The 23,283-nt window shown below is 71.7% G+C and carries 20 protein-coding genes; 14 read left to right on the forward strand and 6 right to left on the reverse strand.

The annotated features are described in order from the left end of the window. Positions 1–35: 35 nt before the first annotated feature. Complete coding sequence (locus ABZ823_RS15470) at positions 36–527, forward strand: RNA polymerase sigma factor (protein ID WP_361659258.1); 492 nt, start codon at positions 36–38, stop codon at positions 525–527. Further along, on the forward strand, positions 511–1,005 hold the full coding sequence (locus tag ABZ823_RS15475; protein WP_361659261.1) for a hypothetical protein: 495 nt from the start codon (positions 511–513) through the stop codon (positions 1,003–1,005). The genes ABZ823_RS15470 and ABZ823_RS15475 overlap by 17 nt, the downstream gene beginning before the upstream one ends. Positions 1,006–1,136: 131 nt before the next feature. Here the strand turns inward: ABZ823_RS15475 and ABZ823_RS15480 are convergent, their stop codons facing one another. After that, positions 1,137–2,624 carry an LCP family protein gene (locus ABZ823_RS15480; RefSeq protein WP_361659263.1) on the reverse strand — a complete coding sequence of 496 codons (1,488 nt, stop codon included), beginning with the start codon at positions 2,622–2,624 and terminating at the stop codon, positions 1,137–1,139. A gap of 159 nt (positions 2,625–2,783) precedes the next feature. Between ABZ823_RS15480 and ABZ823_RS15485 the strand changes: the two genes are divergently transcribed. Continuing rightward, a complete protein-coding gene (locus ABZ823_RS15485; protein ID WP_361659266.1) occupies positions 2,784–3,320 on the forward strand; it encodes a hypothetical protein in 537 nt (178 codons plus the stop codon). A gap of 44 nt (positions 3,321–3,364) precedes the next feature. Here the strand turns inward: ABZ823_RS15485 and ABZ823_RS15490 are convergent, their stop codons facing one another. Together ABZ823_RS15490 and ABZ823_RS15495 are read right to left on the reverse strand one after the other, a co-directional pair. Next, on the reverse strand, positions 3,365–4,048 hold the full coding sequence (locus ABZ823_RS15490) for a glycerophosphodiester phosphodiesterase (RefSeq protein ID WP_361659268.1): 684 nt from the start codon (positions 4,046–4,048) through the stop codon (positions 3,365–3,367). 22 nt (positions 4,049–4,070) lie between these two features. Continuing rightward, entirely contained in the window at positions 4,071–5,195 is a 1,125-nt protein-coding gene (locus ABZ823_RS15495; RefSeq protein WP_361659343.1) for an adenosine deaminase, read from the reverse strand. A gap of 232 nt (positions 5,196–5,427) precedes the next feature. Between ABZ823_RS15495 and ABZ823_RS15500 the strand changes: the two genes are divergently transcribed. Both ABZ823_RS15500 and ABZ823_RS15505 read left to right on the forward strand, forming a co-directional pair. Continuing rightward, positions 5,428–6,138 (forward strand): DUF4190 domain-containing protein, encoded by a 711-nt coding sequence (locus tag ABZ823_RS15500; RefSeq protein WP_361659346.1) that lies wholly within the window; start codon positions 5,428–5,430, stop codon positions 6,136–6,138. Between the two features lie 80 nt (positions 6,139–6,218). Next, a complete protein-coding gene (locus ABZ823_RS15505) occupies positions 6,219–6,686 on the forward strand; it encodes a DUF4190 domain-containing protein (RefSeq protein WP_361659272.1) in 468 nt (155 codons plus the stop codon). 131 nt (positions 6,687–6,817) lie between these two features. Here ABZ823_RS15505 and ABZ823_RS15510 read toward each other — a convergent pair whose 3' ends face one another. After that, complete coding sequence (locus ABZ823_RS15510) at positions 6,818–7,378, reverse strand: NADAR family protein (RefSeq protein WP_361659275.1); 561 nt, start codon at positions 7,376–7,378, stop codon at positions 6,818–6,820. 211 nt (positions 7,379–7,589) lie between these two features. On the opposite strand from ABZ823_RS15510, the gene ABZ823_RS15515 reads away from it, so the two are divergent. Genes ABZ823_RS15515 through ABZ823_RS15540 form a run of 6 tightly spaced genes read left to right on the forward strand, consistent with a single transcriptional unit; the run spans position 7,590 to position 14,776 of the window. After that, positions 7,590–9,134 (forward strand): gamma-aminobutyraldehyde dehydrogenase, encoded by a 1,545-nt coding sequence (locus ABZ823_RS15515; protein ID WP_361659277.1) that lies wholly within the window; start codon positions 7,590–7,592, stop codon positions 9,132–9,134. Between the two features lie 50 nt (positions 9,135–9,184). Continuing rightward, complete coding sequence (locus tag ABZ823_RS15520) at positions 9,185–10,432, forward strand: spermidine/putrescine ABC transporter substrate-binding protein (protein ID WP_361659279.1); 1,248 nt, start codon at positions 9,185–9,187, stop codon at positions 10,430–10,432. A gap of 5 nt (positions 10,433–10,437) precedes the next feature. Further along, complete coding sequence (locus ABZ823_RS15525) at positions 10,438–11,589, forward strand: ABC transporter ATP-binding protein (RefSeq protein ID WP_361659282.1); 1,152 nt, start codon at positions 10,438–10,440, stop codon at positions 11,587–11,589. Continuing rightward, positions 11,589–12,518, forward strand: coding sequence for an ABC transporter permease (locus tag ABZ823_RS15530; protein WP_361659285.1), 930 nt, complete (start codon positions 11,589–11,591; stop codon positions 12,516–12,518). Before ABZ823_RS15525 ends, ABZ823_RS15530 begins: the two co-directional genes overlap by 1 nt. Further along, the gene (locus tag ABZ823_RS15535; protein WP_361659288.1) at positions 12,519–13,319 is read left to right on the forward strand and encodes an ABC transporter permease; all 801 of its coding nucleotides are present in this window, start codon (positions 12,519–12,521) and stop codon (positions 13,317–13,319) included. It abuts the gene before it with no gap. 38 nt (positions 13,320–13,357) lie between these two features. After that, on the forward strand, positions 13,358–14,776 hold the full coding sequence (locus tag ABZ823_RS15540; RefSeq protein WP_361659291.1) for an FAD-dependent oxidoreductase: 1,419 nt from the start codon (positions 13,358–13,360) through the stop codon (positions 14,774–14,776). Between the two features lie 104 nt (positions 14,777–14,880). Here the strand turns inward: ABZ823_RS15540 and ABZ823_RS15545 are convergent, their stop codons facing one another. Together ABZ823_RS15545 and gabT are read right to left on the reverse strand one after the other, a co-directional pair. After that, positions 14,881–15,483, reverse strand: coding sequence for a phosphatase PAP2 family protein (locus ABZ823_RS15545; RefSeq protein ID WP_361659294.1), 603 nt, complete (start codon positions 15,481–15,483; stop codon positions 14,881–14,883). A 505-nt stretch (positions 15,484–15,988) separates the two neighbouring features. Continuing rightward, on the reverse strand, positions 15,989–17,323 hold the full coding sequence (gene gabT / locus ABZ823_RS15550; protein ID WP_361659297.1) for a 4-aminobutyrate--2-oxoglutarate transaminase: 1,335 nt from the start codon (positions 17,321–17,323) through the stop codon (positions 15,989–15,991). A gap of 304 nt (positions 17,324–17,627) precedes the next feature. On the opposite strand from gabT, the gene ABZ823_RS15555 reads away from it, so the two are divergent. The 3 genes from ABZ823_RS15555 to ABZ823_RS15565 all read left to right on the forward strand — a co-directional run bounded on the left by ABZ823_RS15555 (position 17,628) and on the right by ABZ823_RS15565 (position 23,240). Continuing rightward, complete coding sequence (locus tag ABZ823_RS15555; RefSeq protein WP_361659299.1) at positions 17,628–19,757, forward strand: ATP-binding protein; 2,130 nt, start codon at positions 17,628–17,630, stop codon at positions 19,755–19,757. Between the two features lie 225 nt (positions 19,758–19,982). After that, the gene (locus ABZ823_RS15560) at positions 19,983–21,650 is read left to right on the forward strand and encodes a PucR family transcriptional regulator (protein WP_361659302.1); all 1,668 of its coding nucleotides are present in this window, start codon (positions 19,983–19,985) and stop codon (positions 21,648–21,650) included. Between the two features lie 144 nt (positions 21,651–21,794). Next, the gene (locus tag ABZ823_RS15565) at positions 21,795–23,240 is read left to right on the forward strand and encodes an aldehyde dehydrogenase family protein (protein ID WP_361659305.1); all 1,446 of its coding nucleotides are present in this window, start codon (positions 21,795–21,797) and stop codon (positions 23,238–23,240) included. Positions 23,241–23,283: the final 43 nt, after the last annotated feature.

The raw sequence follows: 23,283 nt of genomic DNA on the forward strand, positions 1-23,283 counted from the left end.
CTTCCCTGCGAGTTCCCTCACGACCATGGAGAGCGTTGAAACGGTCCCGTGACAGGGCGGCCTCCGAGCTGTTCGCCGCCCTCTACCCGCGCCTCGCCGGCTGGTGCCGCCGTCTCGTCGACGACGACGACACGGCACACGAGATCGCCTCGGAGGCGTTCACCCGGCTCTGGGCCCGCTGGACGTCCGTGGAGGAGCCCCGCGGCTTCCTCTATGTCACCGCGGCCAACCTCGTCCGGGACCACTGGCGCAAGCTGGAGCGCGAGCGCAGAGCCGTGCACCGGGTCACCTCCGAAGTCGCCCTACGCCCCCACCCCGAGCAGGCCGATCCCTCGGTGCGCCTGCTCGTGCAGTCCCTGCCGGAACGGCTGCGCGTCCCGATCCTGCTGCACTACTACGCTGACATGCCGATCCGGGAGGTGTCCGTGCTGACCGGGCGTAAGGAAGGAACCGTCAAGGCCGACCTCCACGCGGCCCGAGAACTGCTCCGCGTCCATCTGAGGAGAAGCCTTGACCACACGCTTTGACGACGGCCCGGAGTTCGAACCCGACGACCCCCTCGCGGTGATCCTGCGGCCCGGCTCCGACTACCTCGGCGCGCCCCCCGGCCGGTACGAGGCGATCCGCCGTGCCGCGGCCCGCCGCCGTGTGCTCCGTGCCGCGGCCGGGGTCGGCGTGACCTGTGCCGTCGCCGCCCTCATCGCGCTGCCGCTGCGTCTGGCGACACCCGAGGCACCCGCCTCCCCCGTGGCTCCGCTGGCGCCCCCGCCCGCGAGCGGCCGCCCGGCGCTGCCGAGCCCGTCGGCCTCTCCCTCGGTGCCGAAACGGCCCGAGCCCGCCGGGCCCAGTCCGACCGGCAGGCCCCGGGCCGACCCGTCGGGCAGCCGGAGCGGCTCGGCGATCCCCACCCGCCGGCCGTCGACGACACCGGCCCCGGGACGGGGCGAGCCGTCGGCGAGCAGGTCCACCGTCGTCCCCACACCCGGCAGAGGCACCCGGTCCTAGGCCTGCCCGTCTCACTTCCCGTCGTCGCGACTTCCGCGGTCCTCGTACTGCACGTACTTGGGCTTTCGGTCGGTGCGGCGGTGGGGAGCGTGCCGGAGGTCGCCACGGGGCGAACGTTGCCTGCCTGGGCACTAGCCGCCCGACCCGTACGTCAGGTCGGAGCACGGGTCGTCGTCCGCCGACCGGGCGTCGTTCGCCACCGAGGAGGGGACGGCGACCGGTGTCGGTGAGGCAGGGGTGCCGTGTGGGGCGTAGGTCCGGCCGAGAACCACGTTGACGCCCGTGCCGTCGAGGGGCTCGAGCCGGGCGCCGGGGAAGAGGGCGGCGACCTTTTCGGCCTGGGTCTTTCGGCCGGTGCCGTACTCGATGACCGTCGCGGTGTGGTCCTGGGTGCTCGCGTTGGCGGTGTCGGTGACCGTGAAGCCGCGCGCGGTGAGTGCCGACGCGGCGCGGGCTGCGAGGCCCCGGATCGTGGTGCCGTTGTAGACGGCCACGTCGATGCCCTGCCCGAAGGCGCTCGTGCCGGGGCCCGGCGCCGTGGAGGCGGTCGCCGTCGTCCGGCCCTTTCCGCCGCCGTCGCCCTTGCCGTCGAACGTACGGTCCGCCTTGAGCGCGGCCCACAGCTCGGAGGCGTCCGGCTCGACGACCGCGACCCGGGAACCCCGGTAACGCCAGGGAATGGTGACGAACTTGGTGTGGTGCAGATCGACGTTCTGCAACGACATGGCGAACGCGACCAGTTTGTCGGCCGTGCCGAGCTCCGGGTCGACGGTCATCGACTTCGTGGCGGCGTCGGCGAGCGGCAGCAGCTTGGCCGGGGTGAGCCCCTCGCTCCTGACCTTCTTGAGCAGGGCGGCCACGAACGCCTGTTGACGCTTGATCCGGCCTATGTCGGAACCGTCGCCGATGCCGTGCCGTATACGTACGTAGTCCAGCGCCTTCTGCCCGAGGACCGTCTGCTCGCCCTTCTGGAACAGCAGGTGGCCACGGGTGGCGCGGTTGGGGTTGAGGTCCTTGTCGTAGATGTCCTGCGGGAGGCACACCCGTACCCCGCCCACCACGTCCGTCAGCGCGGCGAAGCCCTTGAAGTCCACGACGACGGTGTGGTCGACGCGCAGACCGGTCAGGTTCTCGACCGTGTTCTGGGTGCAGGCGGGGTTGCCCTTGGCGGTGTTGCCGACGGAGTAGGCCGCGTTGAACATCGTGTCGGTCTGCGGCTCGGTCCAGCTGCCGTCGGGCAGCCGGCAGGGCGGGATGGTCACCAGGGTGTCACGCGGAATCGACACGGCCAGGGCGTGCCTGCGGTCGGCGTAGATGTGCAACAGGAACGCGGTGTCGGAGCGGCCCACGTCGTTCCTGTCACCGCCGCCGAGCGCGTCGTTGCCGCCGGTGCGCGCGTCCGAGCCGATGACGAGCACGTTCTCGCCCTGGGACGAGCCCGCGGGGGGACGGTCCTTGGAGAGGCCTCCCGCGTCGAAGGTGCCGATGTTGCCGTTCAGCTTGAGGGAGATCCACCCCAGGCCGGCCATCCCGAGCACCGCCACGGCCAGGGCGAGGAGAAGCGTGGTGCGGAGCGTCCCGCGGCCGCGGGGCGGGGTGATCTGGTGACTCGTCGGCATGGCTGCGCCCTCATCCCCTCCGTCGGACTCCTAGGGAGAGGACGACTGGCCCCGCCCTCATGGTTGTGCCGTTGCGCAAGGTGGCCATCGTCGTGCAGAACCCCGCCCCTGCCGTCCCCCACTTTTGAACACGTTCAACTCGCCCCGTAGGCTTCGGGCATGAGCGACAGAGCCGCCCTTGTGAAGGGCATCCGCGCCTGGTTGGTTTTCTTCGTCGTCTGTCTGGTGCTCAGTGGCGCCACGGCCTTCCCCCTGGTGCACGAACTGCGCTGGACCGAGGATCTGCTCACGTCCCTGTCGGTGCCTCGGCACCTCCCCGCCCTCATGGACTGGATCGAACGTGTACGCCGGGGCCTCGACGCCACCGACGCCGAGTACCCCTTCGTGCTGTACGGCACGGACTGGCTGGCGTTCGCTCACCTCGTGATCGCGGTGGCGTTCTACGGGCCGTACCGCGATCCCGTCCGCAACATCTGGGTCGTCGAGTTCGGGATGATCGCCTGCGCGGGCATCGTCCCGCTCGCCCTGGTCTGCGGGCCGGTCCGCCACATCCCCTTCTGGTGGTCGCTGATCGACATGTCGTTCGGGGTCTTCGGCGTGATTCCGCTGTACGCGGTGCGGAGGAAGATCAAACGGCTGGAGGGGCTGACGGCAGCGGTCCCCTCGGCCCGTGCTGCCGCGGCCTTCGGCGAGTGAACCCCGGGACGGCGTCCAACTGCCGCCGCCCCGGCGGTGTTTCCTCAGTGGCCGCGCACCGCGTGGAGCGCGTCGAGGCGGTTCGTCGTGATCGAGTCCACGCCCAGGGCGACCAGGCGCCGCATCGAGCGGCGGGTGTCGGGGGTCCACACGGACAGCAGATGTCCGCCCCGGTGCACCCCGGCCGCCAGCTCCGCGCTCACCAGGGAGAAGCGGTAGTTGAGCCAGCGCGGCCGCACCGCCTCCAGCAGGGCGGGCCGCGGCGGGGCGAGGGTCGTCCAGGTCAGGGCGATCTCCGCCGCGGGGTCGGCCGCCCGGACCGCCAGCATGGTCGCCGCCCCCGCGCAGTAGTACACCCGTTCCTGGGCGCCACACTCCCGGACGACGTCCACGATCCGGCGCACGGCCCGGGCCGACGGGCCGCCCGGCAGGTCGATCAACACCCGGCTCCCGTCGGTCGCCGTCAGCGCGTCCGTCAGGGTCGGCACTCCGCCCGCCGTCAGCCCGTGCACCTCGGCGGAGGAGAGCGCGGCGAGCGGCCGGTCCCGCTCCCACAGCCGCTTCAGGGTCGCGTCGTGCAGCAGGACGGGAACGCCGTCGCGGGTGAGCCGCACGTCGATCTCGACCGCGTCCGCGCCCCGCTGGAGCGCGGAACGCAGCGAGCCGATCGTGTTCTCCCGGTGGCGGTAGGGGTCGCCGCGATGGGCCACGGCGGTCAGAGTGCGCATGGGGCTCCTTGTGGTGGGGCCGTCAGGGCGCGAGCCAGGCCGTGGTGTAGGTGTCGATCTCGGCCGTCAGCCGCGCCTTGCCGGCGTCGTCGAGGAAGGACGCCTCCACCGCGTTCTTGGCGAGGCCGGCGAGCCCCCGCTCGTCGAGGTCCAGCAGCCGTGCGGCGACCGCGTACTCGTTGTTGAGGTCCGTGCCGAACATCGGCGGGTCGTCCGAGTTGATGGTGACGAGGACACCGGCCCGCACGAACTCCCTGACGGGGTGCTCGTCGAGCGTTCGGACGGCGCGCGTGGCGATATTGGAGGTCGGGCAGACCTCCAGCGCGATGCGGTGCTCGGCGAGGTGCGCGAGCAGCTTGGGGTCCCGGGCGGAACTGGTGCCGTGCCCGATGCGCTCGGCGCGCAGCTCGACGAGCGCGTCCCAGACCGTCTCCGGGCCGGTCGTCTCACCCGCGTGCGGCACGGAATGCAGACCGGCCGCTATGGCCCGGTCGAAGTACGGCTTGAACTGCGGCCGGGGGACGCCGATCTCGGGTCCGCCGAGCCCGAACGAGACGAGTCCCTCGGGTCGCAGCCGGTCGTCGGTGGCCAGCCGGGCCGTCTCCTCGGCGGACTCGAGGCCCGCCTCACCGGGGATGTCGAAGCACCAGCGCAGCACGGTCCCGAGGTCGGCCTCCGCCGCCTTGCGGGCGTCCTCGATCGCGTCCATGAACGCGCGCTCGTCGATGCCGCGCCGGGTGGAGGAGAACGGGGTGATGGTCAGCTCGGCGTAGCGGACCTGCTGCCGGGCCATGTCGCGGGCGATCTCGTACGTCAGCAGGCGCACGTCCTCGGGGGTGCGGATCAGGTCGACGACGGACAGATACACCTCGATGAAGTGGGCGAAGTCCGTGAAGGTGAAGTAGTCGGCCAGGGCCTCGGGGTCGGTGGGCACCCGGGAGTCGGGGTGACGCGCGGCCAGTTCCGCGACGATGCGGGGGGAGGCGGAGCCGACGTGGTGCACGTGCAGTTCGGCCTTGGGCAGTCCGGCGATGAAGGCGTGCAGGTCGCGCACGGCACCGGTGTCGCGGTGGTCGGTCAAGGTTCCTCCCCGGGAACGGCGTCCGGCGCCGGGTTCGGGCGGGACGCGGGTGATCGGCTGATCGATGACTCGGGACGATCCTAGGCATACGGCCCGGGCCGCATGTCACGGGCCACCCACGGCCCACGCATGGCCGTGGCCCCTCGGCGGGGGCGGCTGGAGCGCGGGCGCGGCAACGGCCTTAGCATGACGGTTCGAGCGACTTGGGGGGCTTACCGTGGCCGACGAAGAACATCAGGGACCGGGCGACGCAGCGGGTGCGGACGACCCGTGGGCGCCACCGGAGCGCAAGGTGTCGATGCACAAGCCCGCCGCCGGGCCGCCGCCCCCCGCCGGGCCGCCCCCCGCCGGGCCGCCGCGCGCGGGCGGGCCTGAGGCGGGCGGGCCCCCGCCGTCGTTCCACGACGGGCTCACGATCGGCGGGCCGACGCCGTCGGCGGGCGGGTTCGCCCCGCCCGGGCCCGGCGCGGCGGGCGGCGGCCCCTGGCAGACGGGCGGTGCCTTCGGTCCCCAGGCGGGCGGTGCCCCCGGTCCGGGTGGGGGAGGTTTCCCCCTGCCGCCGCCGCCGATGGCGCCCGAGGACCCGGCGGCATCCGCGTACGCCACCCCGGCCGGCTATGGCTACCCGGTGCCCCCGGGCTACGCCGGCTACGGCTGGCCCGGGATGCCTGCGCCCCCGCGCAACGGGCTCGGGGTCACCGCCATGGTGCTGGGCATTCTCTCGGTGTGCCTCTTCTGCCTGTACGGCGTCGTCTCCCTGGTCCTCGGCATCCTCGCCGTGATCTTCGGGATCAAGGGCCGCAAGCGGGCGGAGTCGGGGGAGGCCGACAACCGCGGCCAGGCCCTCGCGGGGTTCATCCTCGGCATCGTCGGGATCGTCCTGGGGATGGCCGTGATCGTGCTGATGATCATCGGGATCACGGCCGCGATCAACAACCCCTCGTACCCCGACGACCCCTATGTCGGGGGCGCGCTCAGCACCTCGGCTCCCGTGCTGGTCCATGACTGACCCCGCCCTGGGCCTGGAGCCGCTCCCCTGGTGAACAGGCCACTACGATGCCTTGACCGCCAACGGAGGGGAGACCAGTCATGTCCGATGCCAGTCCCGGGGCCGGTGGGTTCGGGCCGCCGATGCAGCCGCCGCAGTCGGCGCCCGGCTACGGATACCCGCAGTCCGGCCCGCAGTCCGGCCCGGGGTACGGCTACCCGCAGCCGGGCCCGTCCTACCCGGCCGCGCCGCCCGTGGCGTACCCGGCGGGGCCCGGCTACGGCATGCCCGCGCAGCCGAGCAACGGCATGGGCACCGCGGGTCTGGTGCTGGGCGTCATCGGCCTGGTGTGCAGCCTGACCTTCTTCCTGTGGATCTTCGGGGTCATCCTGGGCATCCTCGCCATCATCTTCGGGGCCATAGGCCGGGGGAAGGCCAAGCGCGGCGAGGCCACCAACAAGGGCGCGGCGACCGCCGGGCTGGTCTGCGGAATCCTGGCGACGGTGGTGCTGCCGCTGTTGGGCATCGTCCTCTTCGCGAGCTTCCTGGGGTCGGCCAGTACGTTCTGAACGGGGCCTGAGCCGCCGTCGAAAGGGGCCGTCCCTACGGGGCGGCCCCTTCCTCATGAGGCTGTGCCCGCCCTATGACGGCTGTGCCCGCAATCGCGGCTGTGCCCGCCCTACGACCGCTGTGCCCGCCCTCACGCCTGTGCCCGCAGTCGCTCCCGCGCCTCCATCAGCGCGAACCCCAGGAGATTCGGCCCCCGCCAGCGCTCCGGATCCGCCGCGGCCTCGTCGGCGGCGGCGAGCCCGATGCCCCACACCCGGTCCACCGGGCTCGCCTCGACCAGCACCCGGTCACCGGTGCCCAGCAGGAACGCCCGCAGATCGGCGTGGGCCGCGAACTTGTGGACACTGCCCTCGACCACGATCGCGAACCGCTCCCGCTTCCATATCGCCTCGTCGAAGCCGCGCACCAGCCGACCCGCCTTCTTGGCGAGCGCCGGGTTCGGTGCCCGCAGGGCCGTGCGCTCGGCGTCCGCGTCGGCGAAGAGCCGTGCCTTCGACACCATCATCCAGTGCTCCGCCGTCGCGTACTCCACGCCGTCCACGGTGAACGGCGACGGCCACCACTGGCTCAGACAGCCCGGCCCGATCCGTCCGTCCGGACGTGGCCGGTGGCCCCAGAAATGCAGGTACCTGACCCTCGCCCCCACGCGGACCGCCCTGACCAAGGCCTCCCGAGAATCGATCTTCTCCATGCCACCCGAGTCTGGCAGGCACCACTGACACTCCGTCCCTCCTTTTTCGTGAGCACTCGACACCTGGTCGACAGATTCCGTCGCGTAACCAAAAGGCAACAACGGAATCACTTGTTGGACTCCACTTGCTCTGTCAGGATCGGCACTCAAATCGAGCCGAAGCTACGCCAGCCCCCCGCCCGGACGCGGGCCGGCGGCGGAGGAGAGCGACATGCACAACGCCGACGGCGCCGACACCCGCCGGAGCGTGCGGGACGACGTACGGATACGTTTCGCGGACGGTGCTCAGTACATCGCGGGCCGACCGGCCAAGGGCACATCGGGCCGTACGCACGCGGTCGTCGACCCGGCGACGGGCGACGAGGTGTACACGTACGAACTGGCCGGTGCCGAAGACGTCGACCGCGCGGTGGCCGCCGCCCGCGCCGCCCTTCCCCAGTGGGCCGGCGCGACACCGGGCGAGCGCTCCGACGCGCTGCACCGCTTCGCCGCCGTCCTCGCCGACCAGGCCGAGGCCTTCGCGCGCTTCGAGTCCCTCCAGTGCGGCAAGCCCCTGAAGCTGACCCGTGAGTTCGACGTGCCGGGCACTATCGACAACACCGCCTTCTTCGCCGGTGCCGCCCGGCACATCCAGGGGCAGTCGGCCGGGGAGTACTCCGGGGACCACACCTCCTACGTCCGCCGCGAGGCGATCGGTGTCATCGGCTCCATCGCTCCCTGGAACTACCCCCTCCAGATGGCCGCCTGGAAGATCCTGCCGGCGATCGCCGCGGGAAACACCATCGTGCTGAAGCCCGCCGAGCTGACCCCGCTGACCTCGCTGCTGTTCGCCCGGGCCGCCACGGAGGCCGGGATTCCGGACGGAGTGGTCAACGTCGTCACCGGCACCGGCCCACAGGCCGGTGAGCACCTCGTCGGGCACCCGGACGTGGCCATGACGTCGTTCACCGGATCCACGGCGGTCGGCAGGCGCGTCGCCGGGATCGCCACCGCCACCGTCAAGCGGCTCCACCTGGAACTGGGCGGCAAGGCACCCTTCGTCGTCTTCGACGACGCCGACCTGGAGGCCGCCGTCCACGGCGCCGTCGCGGGCGCGCTCATCAACACCGGGCAGGACTGCACGGCCGCTACGCGCGCGTATGTGCAACGGCCCCTCTACGAGGAGTTCGTCTCCAGGACGGCCGCCCTCATGGAGAGCGTCCGGCTCGGCGATCCGTTCGCCCCCGGCACCGACCTCGGACCGCTGATCTCGCACGTCCAGCGGGACCGGGTGGCCGCCTTCGTGGACCGGGCGCGTTCCTACGCGCGCGTGGTCACCGGCGGCGAGGCACCTGCGGGCGACCTGGCCAAGGGCGCCTACTACCGGCCCACTCTGATCGCCGACGCCGCACAGGACAGCGAGGTCGTCCAGTCCGAGATCTTCGGTCCGGTCCTGGTCGTCCTGCCCTTCGACTCCGACGACGACGGCATCCGGCTCGCCAACGACACCCCCTACGGCCTTGCCGCCTCCGCCTGGAGCCGGGACGTCTACCGGGCGAACCGCGCCACCCGCGAGATCAAGGCGGGTTGTGTCTGGGTCAACGACCACATCCCGATCATCAGCGAGATGCCGCACGGCGGATACCGGGCGTCCGGCTTCGGCAAGGACATGTCCGCGTACTCGTTCGAGGAGTACACGCAGATCAAGCACGTAATGTTCGACAACACTGCGGTGGCCCGCAAGGACTGGCACCGCACGATCTTCGGGGACCGATAGACCGCACCGGCCGCCCACCACGGCCCATGTCCCGAAAGGGCAGCACGCGCATGGAGCAGTACGAGCCCGACCGCCTCTCCCCGGCCCAAGTGGCCGCCGTGCGGCGCAGTTTGCGCAACGGCAGGGCCTCCCTCACCCGCCGTTCGCTGCTGCGCGCCTCCGCGGGCGGCGCGCTCGCGGCCGGCGGACTCGGTGCACTGAGCGCCTGCGGGATCCCCGCGGCCGGCCAGACCCAGGGCGGCACCGCGGCCCAGGACCGCTCGGCCAAGGAGAAGGTCGTCAACTTCTCCAACTGGCCCGAGTACATCGACGTCGACGACAGCGGCAAGCACCATCCGACACTGGGGACGTTCGCCAGGCGGACCGGTATCCAGGTCAAGTACACCGAGGACATCAACGACAACAACGAGTTCTTCGGCAAGATCAAGCCGCAGCTCGCCGCCGGCCAGGACACCGGCCGGGACATCGTCGTCCTCACGGACTGGCTGGCCGCCCGGGTGATCCGGCTGGGCTGGGCGCAGAAGCTGGACCCCTCCAACCTGCCGCACGCCTACGCCAACCTGTCGGCGCAGTTCCGCAGCCCCGACTGGGACCCCGGGCGCGCCTACTCCTACCCCTGGCAGGGCATCTCGACCGTCATCGCCTACAACAAGAAGGCGCTCGACGGCATCGAGGTGAAGTCGGTCTCCGACCTGCTCGACAACTCCAGGCTCAAGGGCCGCGTGGGCTTCCTGTCGGAGATGCGCGACAGCATCGGCATGACGCTGCTCGACATGGGCAAGGACCCGGAGAAGTTCACCGACGACGACTTCGACGCGGTGATAGCCCGGCTCCAGAAGGCCGTCGACAAGGGCCAGATCCGCCGCTTCACCGGCAACGACTACACCTCCGACCTCGCCAAGGGCGACCTGGCCGCCTGCGTGGCCTGGGGCGGTGACATCGTCCAGCTCAAGGCGGACAGCCCGGACGTCGACTTCGTCATCCCGGACAGCGGCTACATGACGTCGACCGACAACATGCTGATCCCCAACAAGGCCCGCCACAAGGCGAACGCCGAGCGGCTCATCGACTTCTACTACGAGCCCGACCAGGCCGCCGCACTCGCCGCCTACGTCAACTACGTCAGTCCCGTCGACGGCGTGAAGCCCTACCTGGAGAAGATCGACGAGGACGCGGCGCACAATCCGCTGATCCTTCCCGACAAGGCCATGGCCGCCAAGTCACACGCCTTCCGCTCGCTGACGCAGAAGGAAGAGACGGCCTACGAAGAGAAGTTCGCGAAGCTCACAGGGGCGTGACGAAGATGACGACAGACAACAGCGGCGACGTCCGCCTCTCCGGGATCAGCAAGACCTACGGCGCCTTCACGGCCGTACACCCGCTGGACCTGACCGTGCCGCAGGGCTCCTTCTTCGCCCTGCTCGGAGCTTCCGGCTGCGGCAAGACGACCACCCTGCGCATGATCGCCGGCCTGGAGGAGCCCACGACGGGCGCCGTACGCCTCGGCGACCAGGACGTGACCCATCTGCCGCCGTACAAGCGGCCGGTGAACACGGTCTTCCAGTCCTATGCCCTCTTCCCGCACCTCGACATCTTCGAGAACGTCGCCTTCGGCCTGCGCCGGCGCGGTGTCAAGTCCGTGAAGAAGCAGGTCGAGGAGATGCTCGACCTGGTGCAGCTCGGCGAGCAGGCCCGCAAGAAGCCGCACCAGCTCTCCGGCGGCCAGCAGCAGCGCGTCGCCGTGGCCCGCGCGCTGATCAACCACCCCAAGGTGCTCCTCCTCGACGAGCCCCTCGGCGCCCTGGACCTGAAGCTGCGCCGTCAGATGCAGCTGGAGCTCAAGCGCATCCAGACCGAGGTCGGCATCACCTTCATCCATGTCACGCACGACCAGGAGGAGGCCATGACCATGGCCGACACGGTCGCCGTGATGAACGCGGGCCGCGTCGAACAGCTCGGCTCGCCCACCGACCTCTACGAGAACCCGCAGACCACGTTCGTCGCCAACTTCCTCGGCACCTCCAACCTCATCGAGGCCGAGGTCGACTCCCGGAGCGGCGACGAGATCATCCTCAGGGCGGGCGGCGGCAAGCTGTCCCTCCCCGAGGCGCGATGTTCCGCGCCGACGACGACCGGCGGCAAGGTGCTGGTCGGGGTTCGCCCGGAGAAGATATCCCTCACCCACGCCGACGACGCGGGCGAGATCCCCGAGGGCCGCAACCGCATCACCGGCAGGATCGCCGACTCCAGTTTCATCGGCGTCTCCACCCAGTACGTCATCGACAGCCCCGCCTGCCCCGAGTTCGAGGTCTACGCCCAGAACATCGACCGCGACATCCGTCTCGTGCCCGGAGCCGAGGTGGTCCTGCACTGGAATCCGGCCCACACCTTCGGCCTGGACGCCGCGCAGGACATCGACGCGGGCGTGGAGAGTGTCGAGGAGGACGCCGCCTGATGAGCGCTGTCACCGAGGCGCCCCCACCGCTCGCGCCCACCGCCCCCGAGAGGAAGCCCCCACGCAAACGGGGCCGCCTCACGCCGTACTGGCTGCTGCTGCCCGGCATCCTCTGGCTGGTCGTCTTCTTCGCGCTGCCGATGATCTACCAGGCGTCCACGTCCGTGCAGACGGGTTCCCTGGAGCAGGGTTACAAGGTCACCTGGCATTTCGCGACCTACTGGAACGCGCTGAGCGAGTACTGGCCGCAGTTCGTCCGCTCGGTCCTCTACGCGGCCGCCGCGACAGTGCTGTGCCTGCTGCTCGGCTACCCGCTCGCGTATCTCATCGCCTTCCGCGCGGGCCGCTGGCGCAATCTGATCATGATCCTGGTGATCGCCCCGTTCTTCACCAGCTTCCTGATCCGCACCCTCGCCTGGAAGACGATCCTCGCGGACAACGGACCGGTCGTCGGTGCCCTCGGCACGCTGCACGTCCTGAACGTCACCGACTGGCTCGGCTGGACAGCCGGAGACCGGGTCCTCGCCACCCCGCTCGCGGTGGTGTGCGGTCTGACGTACAACTTCCTGCCGTTCATGATCCTGCCGCTGTACACCTCCCTGGAGCGCATCGACGGACGCCTCCACGAGGCGGCGGGCGATCTGTACGCCAGGCCCTTCACGACCTTCCGCAAGGTCACCTTCCCGCTGTCGATGCCGGGCGTGGTCTCCGGCACGCTGCTGACCTTCATCCCGGCGGCCGGTGACTACGTCAACGCCGATCTGCTCGGCTCCACGGACACCCGCATGGTCGGAAACGTCATCCAGACGCAGTTCCTGCGGATTCTCGACTATCCGACGGCCGCGGCGCTCTCCTTCATCCTGATGGCCGCGATCCTCATCATGGTCACCTTCTACATTCGCAGGTCCGGGACGGAGGATCTGGTTTAAATGGCCTTCGTACACTGGCTCAGGCGCAATCTCGTCGTCCTCGCGGGACTGGTGACGCTCGGATATCTCCTCCTGCCGAACGTCATCGTCACGGTGTTCTCCTTCAACAAACCGAAGGGGCGCTTCAACTACGAATGGCAGCAGTTCTCCACGGACGCCTGGAAGGACCCGTGCGGTGTCGCCGACATGTGCGGCTCGCTGTCGGTCAGCCTCCAGATCGCGGTGTGGGCGACGCTCGGCGCCACCGTCCTCGGCACGATGATCGCGTTCGCGCTGGTGCGCTACCGCTTCCGCGCACGCGGCGCCGTCAACTCGCTGATCTTCCTGCCGATGGCGATGCCCGAGGTCGTCATGGCGGCCTCGCTGCTCACCCTCTTCCTCAACATGGGCGCGCAGCTGGGCTTCTGGACGATCCTGATCGCGCACATCATGTTCTGCCTCAGCTTCGTCGTCACCGCGGTCAAGGCACGTGTCATGTCGATGGACCCGCGCCTCGAGCAGGCGGCCCAGGACCTCTACGCCGGGCCCGTCCAGACGTTCCTGCGCGTCACCCTGCCCATCGCGGCCCCCGGAATCGCCGCGGGCGCGCTGCTCGCCTTCGCGCTCTCCTTCGACGATTTCATCATCACCAATTTCAACGCGGGTTCGACCGTCACCTTCCCCATGTTCGTCTGGGGCTCGGCACAGCGCGGAACGCCCGTTCAGATCAATGTCATCGGTACGGCCATGTTCATCGTCGCCGTACTGTTCGTCCTGGCCTCCATGGCTGTCGGCAGTCGCCGAAACCGCCAGAAGGCGTAATACCGCCCCGCGTAATGCACCGGTAGGGAGTTGAAATCATGGCCCCGAGCGCCATGACCCGTTGGACAAAGTCTCTTTCCGGAGCACAGCCGGTCCCGTACTGGCTGGAAGACCCGGGCAAGCCCCACCCCGAGCCCGCCCTCACCGGCACCGAGACCTGTGACCTGCTGGTCGTCGGCGGCGGCTACAGCGGACTGTGGACCGCGCTCATCGCCAAGGAGCGCGACCCGCAGCGAGAGGTGGTGCTGGTGGAGGGCCGCGAGGCGGGCTGGGCCGCCTCGGGCCGCAACGGCGGCTTCTGCGCCGCCTCCCTGACCCACGGCCTGGCCAACGGACTCGCCCGCTGGCCGGACGAGATCCACAAGCTCCAGGAGCTCGGCGCCCGCAACCTGGACGAGATCGAGAAGGCGGTCGCCCGCCACGCTCTCGACTGCGACTTCGAGCGCACCGGGGAGATCGACGTCGCGACCGAGACGTACCAGGCGGGGGAACTGCGGGACTGGTACGAGGAGATGGAGCGCCGTGGCCTCGTCGACGGCACCGAGTTCCTGGACGAGGAGGCGGTACGGGAGCAGCTCGACTCGCCGACCTTCCTCGCCGGGCTGTACGACCGCCGGGGCGTGGCCATGCTCCATCCGGCCAAGCTCGCCTGGGGCCTCAAGCGCGCGTGCCTGCGACTGGGCGTGCGGGTCTACGAGCACACGCCCGCGCTCACCCTGCGGCCGTACGGCGCCGGCATGGCCGTACGCACCCCGTACGGGCAGGTCCGTGCGCGCCGGGTCGCGCTCGGCACGAACATCTTCCCGAACCTGCTGCGGCGGGTGCGCTCGTACACCGTCCCGGTCTACGACTACGCGCTGATGACCGAGCCGCTCACCGGCGAGCAGCTCGCGTCGGTCGGCTGGAAGAACCGCCAGGGACTCGGGGACTCGGCGAACCAGTTCCACTACTTCCGGCTCTCGGCCGACAACCGCATCCTGTGGGGCGGCTACGACGCGATCTACCCGTACGGCGGCCGGGTGCGCGCCGAGTACGACGACCGCCCCGAGACCTACGCCAAGCTCGCCGGGCACTTCTTCACCTGCTTCCCGCAGCTGGAGGGCGTCCGCTTCACCCATGCGTGGGGCGGCGCGATCGACACCTGCTCGCGTTTCTCGGCGTTCTTCGGCACGGCCCACCGGGGGAAGGTGGCCTACGCGGCCGGTTACACGGGGCTCGGCGTCGGCGCCACCCGCTTCGGCGCGGAGGTGATGCTGGACCTGCTGGCGGGGGAGCGCACGGAACGGACCGAGCTGGAGATGGTCCGCAAGAAGCCGCTGCCCTTCCCGCCGGAGCCCTTCGCCTGGACGGGCATCGCGCTCACCAAGTGGTCGCTGGCCCGGGCCGACACCCACGGCGGGCGGCGCAACCTGTGGCTGAGAACGATGGACCGGCTGGGGCTGGGCTTCGACAGCTGAGCCGCGGGCACGAACGCCTGGAGGCCGACCTCGCACAGGCCGCCGTCGACCTGCCAAAGCCGCCAGGGCACGGGGGCACGGGGCGCCCCAGCGGCGTCACAGGGTCACGCCGGGCGGGAAACAGGCGGGCCGGGCAGGAGGATCCGCAGCGCGCAGAGCAGCACCGCGCACAGGCACCAACTGCCCAGCACATCCAGCGGCCAGTGGTATCCGTGGCGGACCAGGCCGAAGGCGACGCCGAGATGGAGGGCCGCGCAGACCGCGAGGAGCCCCCGACGGGCGTACGCGGTGGTCAGCCACGGCCACAGCACCAGGGCCGCCGCGCCGTAGGCGAGTGCGGCCGTGGCGGTGTGTCCCGAGGGGTAGAAGCCCGTCTCCGGGCTCATCGACGGCGGGCCCGGCCGGGCGATCAGCCCCTTCAGCGGGACGATCAGCGCCGGCAGGACCGCCAGGAGCCCGGCCGCGGCGACGGCCGGCAGCCACCACCGGTCCGTCCCCTCGCGCCGGGCACGCCGGGCCGCGTACGCGAGGACGACGGCCAGCACCGGCACGGCGACCGCGATGTTCCCGAGATCCGCGAGCAGCCCCGAGACCCGGTCCGGACGCACGACGGCGCCGCCGATCCGCTCGTCCACGCGCGCGAGCGGCCCATGGACGACGACCTGCCAGGTGATCAGGAGGAAGAGCAGACCCGCGACGGCCGACACGGGGGCCGGCCACGCCGGAACACGCGGCCTGCCGCCGGGCGGATGAGGTGCGAGGTGAGGGTCCTGTGCTCGGGGGGTCGACACGGGCACAGCTTCGCAGGGACAGCCTGCCGCGGGCGCGGGCGGGGTCCTCCCCGCGGAACGCAGGTCGGCCGCCCCGGAACAGGGGGGTGGTTCCGAGGCGGCCGGCCGGATCGGGGTGCCGCCCGCCCCGGGGGGTCTGGGGCGTGCGGCTGTCCGATCGTGAGGAGAACCGGAGCTGGAAGCTCCGGGTGTGTGCGCGAAGCACGACCAGGTCGAAGCTGGGGAGGCCCCGGCCCGGCGCCGTCCACAGTCCCCTGTGGGCGGGTGTATCTCTCATCCGCCGAGAAACCTACGGCAGGAAAATCCGCTCCGACAGCGGGATTCGCGTCCCGCCATCCACCTCGCACACCTTCTTCACACCCTCTGACCTCCGTCGCCCCGCCCCGGAATCCCGACGGACCCAGGGGCCGGGGCGGCCGGTTCAGATGCGTGCGAACGCCTGCTCGATGATGTCGAGACCCTCGTTCAGCAGGTCCTGGCCGATGACCAGCGGGGGGAGGAAGCGCAGCACGTTGCCGTAGGTGCCACAGGTCAGGACCAGCAGGCCCTCCTGGTGGCAGGCCTTGGCGAGCGCGGCGGTCGCCTGCGGGTTCGGCTCCTTGGTGGCGCGGTCCTTGACCAGCTCGATCGCGATCATCGCGCCGCGGCCGCGGACGTCGCCGATCACATCGAACTTCTCGGCCATCGCCGTGAGGCGGGCCCTCATGGTCGCCTCGATCTCCTTCGCCCGGGCGTTGAGGTCGAGCTCCTTCATCGTCTCGATGGCGCCGAGCGCGCCCGCGCAGGCGACCGGGTTGCCGCCGTAGGTGCCGCCCAGACCGCCCGCGTGCGCGGCGTCCATGATCTCGGCACGGCCGGTCACGGCGGCCAGCGGCAGACCGCCGGCGATGCCCTTGGCGGTGGTGATCAGGTCCGGGACGATGCCCTCGTCCTCGCAGGCGAACCACTGGCCGGTGCGGCAGAAGCCGGACTGGATCTCGTCGGCGACGAAGACGATGCCGTTGTCCGCCGCGAACTGACGGATCGCGGGCAGGAAGCCCTTGGCCGGCTCGATGAAGCCGCCCTCGCCGAGCACCGGCTCGATGATGATCGCGGCCACGTTGTCCGGGCCGACCTGCTTGGTGATCTGGTCGATGGCCTGAGCGGCGGCCTCCGGGCCCGCGTTCTCCGGGCCGGTCGGCCAGCGGTAGGCGTAGGCCACCGGCACGCGGTAGACCTCGGGCGCGAACGGGCCGAACCCGTGCTTGTACGGCATGTTCTTGGCCGTCAGCGCCATCGTCAGGTTGGTACGGCCGTGGTAGCCGTGGTCGAAGACGACGACCGCCTGGCGCTTGGTGTAGACGCGGGCGATCTTGACGGCGTTCTCGACGGCCTCGGCACCCGAGTTGAACAGAGCGGACTTCTTGGCGTGGTCACCCGGCGTGAGCTCGGCCAGCGCCTCGGCGACGGCCACGTAGCCCTCGTACGGGGTGACCATGAAACAGGTGTGGGTGAAGTCCGCGAGCTGGGCGGACGCGCGGCGTACGACGGCCTCGGCGGAGGCGCCGACCGAGGTCACGGCGATGCCGGAGCCGAAGTCGATCAGACGGTTGCCGTCGACGTCCTCGATGATCCCGCCGCCCGCGCGCGCGGTGAACACCGGCAGCACGGAGCCCACGCCCTGCGCGACCGCGGCGGTACGGCGGGCCTGAAGCTCCTGCGACTTCGGGCCGGGGATGGCGGTGACGACGCGGCGCTCCTGCGGAAGTGAGGTCATGGGGGCTCCCTGATGATCGTGCGAACCGAACCGGAGTCCCGGCGCACCGGTGTTCCGGTGGGCGTCGGCTCCGGGCGGGGGTGCTTTTCGGACGCTTGCCTTCTTTTCTCGCAGGCTAGATCCGGTCGCGGGGGGTGGGCATGCTCCATGTGGGCGCCTTGCGCGCCGCTGCTTGTCCGCGGTGGACATAGCGGAGCGGGACGCGTCACCGCGGGCCCGGCGCCGTGTGCGGTGAACTCCCCGTGGGGCGCGTTAGATTGACTCGCTGATGGTGGACGGAGCGGCTGGTCAGGGGGCAACGGCGATGGACAGCGACGGGACGCAGGACGCGCGCGGCACACGGGCCACTCCCGTACCGCGTCCGGCGGGGCCACCGGAGCGCACCGCGGTGCCGCCGATGCCCTCGGTGGCGCCGGGGGTGCCCCCGCGCCCGGACGGCACCGACTTCCTCACCTGGGTGCGGGCGCCACGGCCCCAGGCGGCACCGGGCATCTGGCGCTTCGGGTACCGGCCCCGCCCGGACCAGGAGCCCGAGCAGATCCCGGCCCGGCAGCTGGTGAGCGGCGCGCTGATCGCGTTCCTGGTCGGCTGGCTGCTGTGGTCCCTGCTGTCCAACGGCTATCTCGGCGACTGGTGGATCCTGCCCCTGTACCTGCTGACACCGGACTCCTGGCGGCAAAGCGGTAACCACGGCGATGTCTTCAACCTCGTCCTCTGGGACGGCTACGACCTTCTCGTCGTGGCCGGGATCATGCTCGCGGTGGGCCGGCTCGGCCGCTGGGGCGAGGTGTGGCGCCGCTTCGTGGCGCCCCGTCTGAAGCGCCGCGAGCCCGAGCGGGCCCCGCCCGCCCCCGAGGACGACCCGGCCCAGTGGAACCAGCTCCGCGCCGCGGGCGCCCACGACGCCGCCGACCGGCTCGCCGCCGAGGCGCGCGCCGGGCTCATGCGGGACGTCGACCACGCCCGTATCGCACGCGCCTGGCAGGGCGTGGTCAACGGCCGGCACAGCCTGGCCACGTTCACCGGCACGGTCCTCGAGGACGGCGCCGCAGCCTGTCTGCACCCCTCCGGGGAGCGCGACCTGCCCACCCGGCTCGCCCGGCACGACCTGATCACCGGCCAGGTACGGCTCGGCACCACGATCGACGACCCGCGCAACCCCTACGGCTACCGCGGCACCGGACTCGCCCTCGGCCCCGACCTGCTCGGCACCTCCCTGGTCGCCGTCGGGCCCGCCGGCTCCGGCAAGACCGGCTCGGTGGTGTGGCCGCTCGCCGAGTCGCTGTGCCTGCACGCGCTCGCCGGGCGGGCCGCCGTGGTCGTCGTCGGCGCGGCCGGTGCCGGACTCGGCCCGGTGGACGCCTATGACGTCGTCGTACGCATCGGCCATCCCGAATCGGTGTACGACCTGGACCTGTACGGCGGCACCACCGACCCGGACGAGGCGGCGGCCGTGCTCGCCGAGGCCCTCATGGGCGACCTCGCCGACCCGCATCCCGGCGGGGACAGCCGCCGCTCCGCAACCGTGCTCGCCCAGCTCCTCGGGCCTTTCCGGGCCGTCCACGGCCGCTTCCCCTCGGTGCCCGAGCTGCGGCAGCTCCTCGACGGCGCCCCCGGCCCCCTCGCCGCACTGCGCAAGGCCCTGGAGGACTCCGGACAGGACTCGCTGCTGCGGGAGCTGGACGCGCGGGAGCGGCAGTCGCGGCACCCCGGAGACGTGGGCGGCGTCCTCGCCGACCGGGTGGCGCTGCTCGACCGGCCCGCCTTCGCGTCCTTCTTCGACACCTCCGGGGAGTCCCGCCCCTTCTCGCTGCGCGCCCTGGACCACCCGGTGCGGGTCCGTATCGACCTGCCCGAGCGCGGCCACGCCGACGCCTCGCGCATCCTCGCGCGGCTGGTGCTCGCCCAGTTCACGGCCGGCGTCGCGGCGCGCGAGGACCGTTCCCTGTTCGCCTGCCTGGTGCTCGACGACGCGACCGGCGTGGTGACCCCGGAGGCCGTCCGGGGCATCCAGCGGCTGCGGTCCGCGAACGCCGGGGCCGTCCTCACCCTGCGCACCCTCGACGACGTGCCCCGGCCGCTGCGCGGGCCGCTGCTCGGCGCCACCGGGTGCCGGATGGCACTGTCCGGACTCACCCCCTGGGACGGACAGGACTTCGCCGACGTGTGGGGCAAGGAGTGGATCGAGGCCCGGGACGTCACCGACCGGCAGATCATCGCGGAGACCCCCGCGGGCAAGGCCCTGCACATGCTGCGCCGCGTGATCACCGGTCATGCGCCCACCGCGCGCGCCGTGACCGTCCGCCAGGTCGAGCGCGAACGGTGGTCCGCATCGGAACTGGCACACGCCGTGCCACCCGGGCACGCGGTGCTGTCCCTGACGAACGTGCAGGGCGAGCACGCGCCCCCGCTCCTGGTGAACCTTCGCGGCTAGGACCTGAGCGCCAGGACCTGAGCGCGGGGTGTCCGGAAACCCCGGTCAGGAGGTCCGGATATGGGGCCCGGCGCGACCGTACGGTGAGGCAGAATCGACATAGGTCGTTCATACGCGGCGGCCAAAGCATCACCAAGCTCACACCGTCCGTGACCCTTACGGATTCCGTGAAGAACTCCGTCACGGATCCCGTGAGACCTCCCGCCCGTGCACACCGAAGGCCCCATGCCCCTTACGCTCGCCTCGCTCGTCCACCACTCCGCGCTCAAGCTGACCGTGCGCGCGGGCGAGGACCGCCTCGACGTCCCCGTCCGCTGGGCGCACGTCAGCGAACTCGCCGACCCCGTGCCCTACATGGAGGGCGGCGAGCTGCTGTTGATCACGGCGCTGAAGCTGGACGCCGGGGACCCGGGAGCCATGCGGCGCTATGTGAAGCGGCTGGTGGCCGCGGGTGTGGTCGGGCTCGGGTTCGCCGTCGGCGTCAACTACGACGAGATCCCCAAGGCGCTCGTGGACGCGGCGCAGGAAGAGGGGCTGCCCCTCCTCGAGGTACCCCGGCGCACACCGTTCCTCGCCATCAGCAAGGCCGTCTCAGCCGCACTCGCCGCCGACCAGTACCGGGCGGTGACCGCCGGGTTCGCCGCCCAGCGGGAACTGACCCGACAGGCCCTGAGCGACGGCCCCGAGGGGCTGCTCGCCGCACTCGCCCAGCAGGTCGACGGCTGGGCCGCGGTGTACGACGCCTCCGGCGCGGTCGTCGCCGCCGCGCCCGAGTGGGCGGGGCGGCGCGCCGCACGGCTGACCGCCGATGTGGAACGGCTGCGGGAGCGGCCCGCGCCGGCGAGTTCCGTGGTCGGCGGGCCGAGCGGCGAGGACCGCGTCGAGCTGCACTCCCTGGGCACCGGGCGCCGCCCGCGTGCCGCGCTCGCCGTGGGCACGGCCGCCGCGCTGGGGACCGCCGAGCGGTACGCGGTCCACTCCGCCATCGCCCTGCTGACCCTGACCACCGAGCGGTCCCGGTCCCTGCACGCAGCGGAGCAGCGGATCGGCACGGCCGTGCTGCGCATGCTGCTGGCCGGCGAGCCCGACCATGCCCGGGCGGTGGCCGGGGACCTGTACGGCGACCTGCTGGACGCGCCGTTCCGGCTGATCCTCGCCGAGTCGGCGTCCGCGTCCGCGGCCCGGGCACACGCCGACGGGCACGCGCGCGTCGCGCCCGCCCCGCCGACCGCGGCGGCGCTCGCCGCGGCCGAGACGGACGGCGACCCGCTGGACGGCCTCGCCGAGACCGTGGAGTCCGCCGCCGCGCGCTCGGGGGAGTCCGTACTCGTCGTGCCCGACGGGGAGCGGCTGGTCGTGCTCGCCGGTGACGGGGGCGCGGCCGTCGCCGCGTGCCAGGAGTACGCGCTGGCGGTGCAGGCGGCACGGGCCGCCGCGCGGGAGCAGTCGGCCGCCGACGAGGACGAGCTGGTGGTGGGCGTGTCGGCGCCCGCCGGTCCGATCGCCGCGGCGGCCGCGTACAAGCAGGCCGAACAGGCCCTGTCGGTGGCACGGCGGCGCGGCCGTTCGCTGGTCGAGCACGACGAACTGGCGGCCGGATCGGTCCTGCCGCTGCTGCAGGACGACGCGGTACGCGCCTTCGCCGACGGTCTGCTGCGCGCGCTGCGCGAGCACGACGCGACGGGCCGAGGAGACCTGGTGGCCTCGCTGCGGGCCTGGCTGTCACGGCACGGCCAGTGGGACGCGGCGGCGGCCGATCTCGGCGTCCACCGCCACACCCTGCGCTACCGGATGCGACGGGTCGAGGAGATCCTGGGGCGCTCCCTCGACGACCCGGACGTACGGATGGAGCTGTGGCTCGCCCTCAAGGCGACAGCCGCGGCAGGGGAGTGACGGCCGCCCGGCTGCGGCTGTACAACGCGTACTACCCCCGCCTCCCACTGCTACTTGCCGGACAAACGACCCTTCGCCGCCCCGGCCCTACCGTGGACCTCGCAGTTCAAGGAACACCACTTACCGAAGGGCCGGGACTCGACCATGACCTCCACCCACGCCTTCTGGCTCGCCGGCCGCCAGGCCACCGGTGAGACCACTTTCGATGTGACCAACCCGTGGGACGGCCGGCTGGTCGCCGAGGTCAGCGTTCCGACCGAGGCCCAGGTCGAGGAGGCCGTCGCCACCGCGTACGCCGTGCGGGACGAGTTCGCCGCCACCCCGGCCCATGTGCGCGCCGCCGCCCTCGACCACGTCTCGAAGCGGCTGGCCGAGCGCACCGAGGAGATCGCGCAGCTGATCTCCGCCGAGAACGGCAAGCCCATCAAGTGGGCCCGTGGCGAGGTCGGCCGTGCCGTCTCCGTCTTCCGTTTCGCGGCCGAGGAGGCCCGCCGCTTCAACGGTGGCGAGGCCCAGCGCCTGGACACCGACGCGGGCGGTCAGGGCCGCCTCGCACTCACCCGCCGCTTCCCCAAGGGTGTCGTCCTCGGCATCGCGCCGTTCAACTTCCCGCTGAACCTGTGCGCCCACAAGGTCGCCCCCGCGATCGCCGCGGGTGCCCCGATCATCCTCAAGCCGGCCCCCGCCACCCCGCTGTCCGGCCTGATCCTCGGCGACCTGCTCGCCGAGACCGACCTGCCCGCCGGCTCCTGGTCGATCCTTCCGGTCACCAACGACCGGATGCCCGCCCTGGTCCAGGACGAGCGCCTGCCGGTCATCTCCTTCACGGGCTCCGAGAAGGTCGGCTACGCGATCATGGACTCGGTGCCGCGCAAGCACTGCACCCTGGAGCTGGGCGGCAACGGCGCGGCCGTCGTCCTCGCCGACTTCGCGAGCGACGAGGACCTGGACTGGGCCGCCAACCGCATCGCCACCTTCTCCAACTACCAGGGCGGCCAGTCCTGCATCTCCGTGCAGCGCGTGATCGCCGACGCCTCGGTCTACGACCGGCTGCTGCCGCGCATCGTCGCCGCCGTCGAGGCCCAGGTCACCGGTGACCCCTCCGACGACGCCACGGAGGTCGGCCCGCTGGTCAGCGAGGATGCGGCCAAGCGCGTGGAGTCGTGGGTCGACGAGGCCGTGGCCGCGGGCGCCGCGCTTGTGACCGGCGGCAAGCGGGACGGCGCCTCCTACGCGCCGACCGTCCTGACCGATGTGCCGGCCGAGGCGACCCTCTCCTGCGAGGAGGTCTTCGGACCGGTCCTCACCGTGCGCAAGGTGGACGGCGAGGCCGAGGCGTTCGCCGCCGTCAACGACTCCAAGTACGGCCTCCAGGCGGGCGTGTTCACGCACGACCTCCAGGTCGCCTTCCGCGCCCACCGGGCCCTCGAGGTCGGCGGCGTCGTCATCGGCGACGTGCCGTCCTACCGCGCCGACCAGATGCCGTACGGCGGCGCCAAGCTGTCCGGCGTCGGACGCGAGGGCGTGAAGTACGCGATGGACGACTACACCTACGAGCGGGTCCTGGTCCTGACGGGCCTCGCCCTCTGACCCTCCCTTCCCACCGACGGCCGGAGCCCGCTGTGCGGGGGCT

This window comes from Streptomyces sp. NPDC047079 (assembly GCF_040643755.1).
GTDB lineage: Bacteria > Actinomycetota > Actinomycetes > Streptomycetales > Streptomycetaceae > Streptomyces.

What these genes read in the sequence shown, in the direction of transcription:
- ABZ823_RS15480 (WP_361659263.1), bottom strand. Translation starts at nt 2,624, where the DNA reads ATGCCGACGAGTCACCAGATCACCCCGCCCCGCGGCCGCGGGACGCTC.
- ABZ823_RS15485 (WP_361659266.1), top strand. Translation starts at nt 2,784, where the DNA reads ATGAGCGACAGAGCCGCCCTTGTGAAGGGCATCCGCGCCTGGTTGGTT.
- ABZ823_RS15490 (WP_361659268.1), bottom strand. Translation starts at nt 4,048, where the DNA reads ATGCGCACTCTGACCGCCGTGGCCCATCGCGGCGACCCCTACCGCCAC.
- ABZ823_RS15500 (WP_361659346.1), top strand. Translation starts at nt 5,428, where the DNA reads ATGCACAAGCCCGCCGCCGGGCCGCCGCCCCCCGCCGGGCCGCCCCCC.
- ABZ823_RS15505 (WP_361659272.1), top strand. Translation starts at nt 6,219, where the DNA reads ATGTCCGATGCCAGTCCCGGGGCCGGTGGGTTCGGGCCGCCGATGCAG.
- ABZ823_RS15510 (WP_361659275.1), bottom strand. Translation starts at nt 7,378, where the DNA reads ATGGAGAAGATCGATTCTCGGGAGGCCTTGGTCAGGGCGGTCCGCGTG.
- ABZ823_RS15515 (WP_361659277.1), top strand. Translation starts at nt 7,590, where the DNA reads ATGCACAACGCCGACGGCGCCGACACCCGCCGGAGCGTGCGGGACGAC.
- ABZ823_RS15520 (WP_361659279.1), top strand. Translation starts at nt 9,185, where the DNA reads ATGGAGCAGTACGAGCCCGACCGCCTCTCCCCGGCCCAAGTGGCCGCC.
- ABZ823_RS15525 (WP_361659282.1), top strand. Translation starts at nt 10,438, where the DNA reads ATGACGACAGACAACAGCGGCGACGTCCGCCTCTCCGGGATCAGCAAG.
- ABZ823_RS15530 (WP_361659285.1), top strand. Translation starts at nt 11,589, where the DNA reads ATGAGCGCTGTCACCGAGGCGCCCCCACCGCTCGCGCCCACCGCCCCC.
- ABZ823_RS15535 (WP_361659288.1), top strand. Translation starts at nt 12,519, where the DNA reads ATGGCCTTCGTACACTGGCTCAGGCGCAATCTCGTCGTCCTCGCGGGA.
- ABZ823_RS15540 (WP_361659291.1), top strand. Translation starts at nt 13,358, where the DNA reads ATGGCCCCGAGCGCCATGACCCGTTGGACAAAGTCTCTTTCCGGAGCA.
- gabT (WP_361659297.1), bottom strand. Translation starts at nt 17,323, where the DNA reads ATGACCTCACTTCCGCAGGAGCGCCGCGTCGTCACCGCCATCCCCGGC.
- ABZ823_RS15555 (WP_361659299.1), top strand. Translation starts at nt 17,628, where the DNA reads ATGGACAGCGACGGGACGCAGGACGCGCGCGGCACACGGGCCACTCCC.
- ABZ823_RS15560 (WP_361659302.1), top strand. Translation starts at nt 19,983, where the DNA reads ATGCCCCTTACGCTCGCCTCGCTCGTCCACCACTCCGCGCTCAAGCTG.
- ABZ823_RS15565 (WP_361659305.1), top strand. Translation starts at nt 21,795, where the DNA reads ATGACCTCCACCCACGCCTTCTGGCTCGCCGGCCGCCAGGCCACCGGT.